At 63.8% G+C, this 4,828-nt stretch carries 5 protein-coding genes; 3 read left to right on the top strand and 2 right to left on the bottom strand.

What is annotated here, in order from left to right:
* Window positions 1-1,132: 1,132 nt before the first annotated feature.
* Both IC50_RS28490 and IC50_RS28485 read right to left on the bottom strand, forming a co-directional pair.
* Window positions 1,133-1,975: an AAA family ATPase gene (locus IC50_RS28490; RefSeq protein ID WP_018641030.1), complete on the bottom strand. Its 843-nt coding sequence runs from the start codon at window positions 1,973-1,975 to the stop codon at window positions 1,133-1,135.
* 95 nt (window positions 1,976-2,070) lie between these two features.
* Complete coding sequence (locus IC50_RS28485) at window positions 2,071-2,316, bottom strand: GlsB/YeaQ/YmgE family stress response membrane protein (RefSeq protein ID WP_035712600.1); 246 nt, start codon at window positions 2,314-2,316, stop codon at window positions 2,071-2,073.
* A gap of 123 nt (window positions 2,317-2,439) precedes the next feature.
* Between IC50_RS28485 and IC50_RS28480 the strand changes: the two genes are divergently transcribed.
* The 3 genes from IC50_RS28480 to IC50_RS28470 form a co-directional block, all read left to right on the top strand.
* Window positions 2,440-3,615, top strand: coding sequence for a vWA domain-containing protein (locus IC50_RS28480; RefSeq protein ID WP_035712597.1), 1,176 nt, complete (start codon window positions 2,440-2,442; stop codon window positions 3,613-3,615).
* 156 nt (window positions 3,616-3,771) lie between these two features.
* Window positions 3,772-4,185: a rhodanese-like domain-containing protein gene (locus tag IC50_RS28475; protein ID WP_035712595.1), complete on the top strand. Its 414-nt coding sequence runs from the start codon at window positions 3,772-3,774 to the stop codon at window positions 4,183-4,185.
* A gap of 97 nt (window positions 4,186-4,282) precedes the next feature.
* A partial coding sequence (locus IC50_RS28470) for a sulfurtransferase (RefSeq protein ID WP_035712592.1) occupies window positions 4,283-4,828 on the top strand: 546 nt, incomplete at its 3' end.

Below are 4,828 nucleotides of genomic sequence, written 5' to 3'. Positions count from 1 at the left end.
GCTACACCACTCCTTGGGACACGATCGCTCCATCGTCGTTCCATCGCCACGTGGCGCTCGGCATCTACCCGCCGGATTGGGCTGGCGATCTGTCGCGATGCGGCGACGGTGCAAAGTTCGGAGAGCGCAGTTGAAGGCGCCGTAGGATGGGTAGAGCGCAGCGAAACCCATCGTGCTTCGGCGAGTGCTGCACGGTGATGGGTTTCGCTGCGCTCTACCCATCCTACGAGACCACCGGAATGCCCGTCGGGCAAAACACCCCGCCTCGCCGTCAATCCCTCCCCGCAAAAATATTCCACTTTACCGAAATTCGGAATTGCGGCATAAGTCGAGACAGCCCGGCCCGACGAAGAGGGGCGGTTCGCGAGTCGTTCGAAACGCGGGCCGGGTTGCGGTGGACGCGGCAGCGTCGTGCGCGAGAGGCGCGGGCAGGGCGGGTAGTCCCTGTGAGCCCGAGGCTTCGTGCGGACGAGCGGCGCTGAGTGCGTACGGCAAAACCGTGTGGTCCTGGCCGTCGTTGCTACGGTCAAGCCGTTCGAAGATGCGCGCGAGCCCAACCGGGCGGACGGCATCGTCAATTCGAACGGTGAGGGAGGCCAGAGGGAAAGTTCGGCTCCCGGGAGAGCACGGCATAAGCCGTCCGACCATCGCGCAGGGAAGGCCGAGCGTTCGGCCACACCTGTATGCTGCTGTGCGGTCTTTTTCGCGTGTGCATTCGCGCGGCAGACCGCGGGTGCCGGTCGGCGCCCCGGCCTTCCCTGCGCCCTCTGATTGGAGAGGGAATGAGCGATGGAGCAAAGCTCGGGCGAAATGCGCCGCGAGGCTGCGAAGGTGTGTCTGCGATTCAAAGACCGAATGGAAAGGGCGCGGAAGTTGCCTCATACTCCGTCATTGCGAGCGCAGCGAAGCAATCCAGAGTCTGTCCGCGGAGGGATTCTGGATTGCTTCGTCGCTACGCTCCTCGCAATGACGTGGAGGAGAGAGCGCGCGCTCGTGCCCCGGACGCAGCGCAGCGCCCTTGCGGTGCGCTGCAGAGCCGGGGCCCATGTCTCACAGCAATCCGTGCGGCGTTCTGGGTCCCGGCTCTGCGCAGCAGCGTTGCACGCTGCAGCGCGTCCGGGACACGAGAGGCCTACACTTCCCTTCGGCTCAAGAACGCCAGCCGCTCGAACAAATGCACGTCCTGCTCGTTCTTCAAGAGTGCACCGTGCAGCGGCGGGATCAGTTTTCGCGGATCCCGTTCCCTCAGTTGCTCGACGCTCATGTCCTCGTTGAGCAGCAGCTTGAGCCAGTCGAGCAGCTCCGAGGTCGACGGCTTCTTCTTCAGGCCGGGCACCTCGCGCACCTCGAAGAAGATGCGCAGCGCCTCTTCCACCAGGCGCTTCTTGATGCCGGGGAAGTGGACGTCGACGATGCGGCCCATCGTGTCGGCGTCGGGGAACTTGATGTAGTGGAAGAAGCAGCGGCGCAGGAAGGCGTCCGGCAGCTCCTTCTCGTTGTTGGAGGTGATCATCATGATCGGGCGCTGCTTCGCCTTGATGGTCTCGCCGGTCTCGTAGACATGGAATTCCATGCGGTCGAGCTCGAGCAGGAGGTCGTTCGGGAATTCGATGTCGGCCTTGTCGATCTCGTCGATCAGGAGCACCGGGCGCTGCTCGGCGGTGAAGGCTTCCCACAGCTTGCCGCGCTTGATGTAGTTCTTGATGTCGGACACGCGGGCATCGCCGAGCTGGCTGTCGCGCAGGCGCGACACCGCGTCATATTCGTAGAGGCCCTGCTGCGCCTTGGTGGTGGACTTGATGTGCCAGGTCAGCAGCGGCGCGTTCAGCGCCTTCGCCACTTCCTCCGCCAGCACCGTCTTGCCGGTGCCCGGCTCGCCCTTCACCAGGAGCGGGCGCTCCAGCACGATCGAGGCATTGACGGCGACCTTGAGATCGTCGGTCGCAACATAGTCCTTGGTGCCGGTAAATTTCATCGCACGTCCTTGTTGGTCGTCGTCGCGAGGCTGTTGCCTTGGTCACGACAAGCGAACGGCCGCTCGCGGCGGCCGTTCCTGGTTCGGTCAGGCTTTCAGACCCGTTTTATCAGCGAAAGGATGACCAGCACAATCACCGCGCCGATGGTGGCGTCCACGATGGCACCCAACGTGCCGGTGGCAAGCCCGACGTGCAGCTGTGGCAGGACCCAGCTCGCAACCAAAGCGCCGATGATGCCGACGACGATGTTGCCGACCAGCCCAAATCCCGCCCCGTGGACAATCTTGCCGGCGAGCCAGCCTGCGATCGCGCCGATGATGAGCGCTGCGAGAATTCCCATTGCAAACGTCCCCAAGCCAACCCCGTGAGGCCGCCAATTCTAAAGCAAAATGCCTGCCGGTCCAGCGAAGAGCAGGCGCCGCCGCCCCTTGACGCCGGCCACCCGACGGGCAATCTGTCACCCATGTTCCTGCAATTCTTCACCTCTCTGCGCGACGCGCAGGTCCCCGTGACGCTGCGCGAATACCTTACGCTGATGGAGGCGCTCGACGCCGACCTCGCGGACTACACGGTCGAGAATTTCTACTATCTGTCGCGCGCCTCGCTGGTGAAGGACGAGCGCAATCTCGACAAGTTCGACCGGGTCTTCGGCACGGTGTTCAAGGGGCTGGAGAGCCTGCTCGACGCCATGGAGAAGGCGGAGATCCCCGAGGAGTGGCTGAAGAAGCTGGCCGAGAAGTACCTCACCGAGGAAGAGAAGAAGCAGATCGAGGCCATGGGCTGGGACAAGCTCATGGAGACGCTGAAGAAGCGCCTCGAGGAGCAGAAGGGCCGCCACCAGGGTGGCAGCAAGTGGATCGGCACCGCCGGCACCTCGCCGTTCGGCGCCTACGGCTACAATCCCGAGGGCGTCCGCATCGGCCAGGAGAAGAACCGCAACAACCGCGCCGTGAAGGTGTGGGACAAGCGCGAGTTCAAAGATCTCGACGGCAATGTCGAGCTCGGCATCCGCAACATCAAGGTGGCGTTGCGTCGCCTGCGCAAATTCGCGCGCACCGGCGCGCCGGACGAGCTCGATCTCGACACCACCATCCGCGAGACCGCCAATCACGGCTATCTCGACGTCCACATGCGCCCGGAGCGGCGCAACGCGGTGAAGCTTTTGGTGTTCTTCGACATCGGCGGCTCGATGGACGCGCATATCGAGCAGGTCGAGGAGCTGTTCTCGGCGGCGAAGAGCGAGTTCAAGCACATGGAGTATTTCTACTTCCACAACTGCCTCTATGAGGGCGTGTGGAAGCAGAACAAGCGCCGCTTCACCGACCGCACGCCGACCTGGGACGTGCTGCACAAATATCCGCACGACTACAAGGTCGTGTTCGTCGGCGACGCCTCGATGTCGCCTTACGAGATCATGGTGCCCGGCGGCTCGGTCGAGCATGTCAACGAGGAGCCCGGCTCGGTCTGGCTCGACCGCATCATCCAGACCTATCCGCACACGGTATGGCTGAATCCGGTGCAGCAGAAGCACTGGGACTATTCGGAATCGACCACCATCATCAAACGCATCTTTGCGGGCCGCATGTACCCGATCACGATCGAGGGCCTGGAAGGCGCGATGAAGGAATTGACGCACTAGCGCCATCCCCCGTCATTCCGGACGGCCGCAAGGCGGCCGATCCGGAATCCCGAGGTGGAGTGCGACGATCGAGGTTCTCAGGTGCGCAATTGCGCACCATAGTTCGCTCGCTTCGCGGGCGCCCCGGAACGACGGAAGAGAAGAAGGGAGAACCATATGCCCCAGACCATCACCCGCGGCATCAAGGCGCTGATCGACGAGGCCAATGCCGAGATCGAGACGCTCTCCGCCAAGGAGGCCATCGAGATCTCCAAGAACGGCGACGTCGTCATCGTCGACATCCGCGACCCCCGCGAGATCGAGCGCGACGGCCGCATCCCCGGCGCCTTCGCCTGCACCCGCGGCATGCTGGAATTCTGGATCGATCCGCAGAGCCCATACGCAAAGCCGATCTTCCAGGAGGACAAGAAGTTCGTCTTCCACTGCGCCGGCGGCCTGCGCTCCGCGCTCGCCGCCAAGACCGCGCAGGACATGGGCCTGAAGCCTGTCGCCCACATCGCCGGCGGCTACGCCGCCTGGCGCGACGCCGGCGGCCCGACGGAGAAATGGGAGCCGAAGAAGAAGGGCTAAACTTGTCACACGCGGGCTTGACCCGCGTGTCCATCATTTCAAGAAGGATGGATGGCCGGGTCAAGCCCGGCCATGACGATCGGAGAGTACAGAAAACATGTCCACCGCCACCGACCCCCTCGTCTCCACCGAATGGCTCGCCGCCCACATGGGTGACGCCAACGTCAAGATCCTCGACGCCAGCTTCAAGCTGCCGGGCGTGCTGCCGCTGCCGAAGGACGACTATCTCGCCGCGCATCTGCCGCGCGCGGTGTTCTTCGACGTCGATGCGGTCTCGGATCATTCCAATCCGCTGCCGCACATGTTTCCGAGCGCCGAGCAGTTCGGCCGCGACGTCGGCAATCTCGGCATCTCCAATGCCGACACGGTCGTCATTTATGATGCCGGCGGCTGGGTCGCTGCGCCCCGCGCGTGGTGGATGTTCCTGTCCTACGGCCACGCCAATGTGCGCATCCTCAATGGCGGCCTGAAGAAGTGGCGTGCCGAGGGGCGCCCCATCGAGAGCGGCGAGGTCAAGCCGAAGCCAGCGACATTCAAGGCCAGCTATGACGCCAAGCGCGTGCGCAGCATGCAGCAGCTGATCGCCAATGTCGAAAGCCGCAAGGAGCAGGTGATCGACGCGCGCGCCGCCGACCGTTTCGAG

The sequence above is a fragment of the Bradyrhizobium genomosp. I (2014) genome, assembly GCF_000261685.1.
GTDB lineage: Bacteria > Pseudomonadota > Alphaproteobacteria > Rhizobiales > Xanthobacteraceae > Bradyrhizobium.
This window is presented reverse-complemented; position numbering and strand designations above follow the sequence as displayed.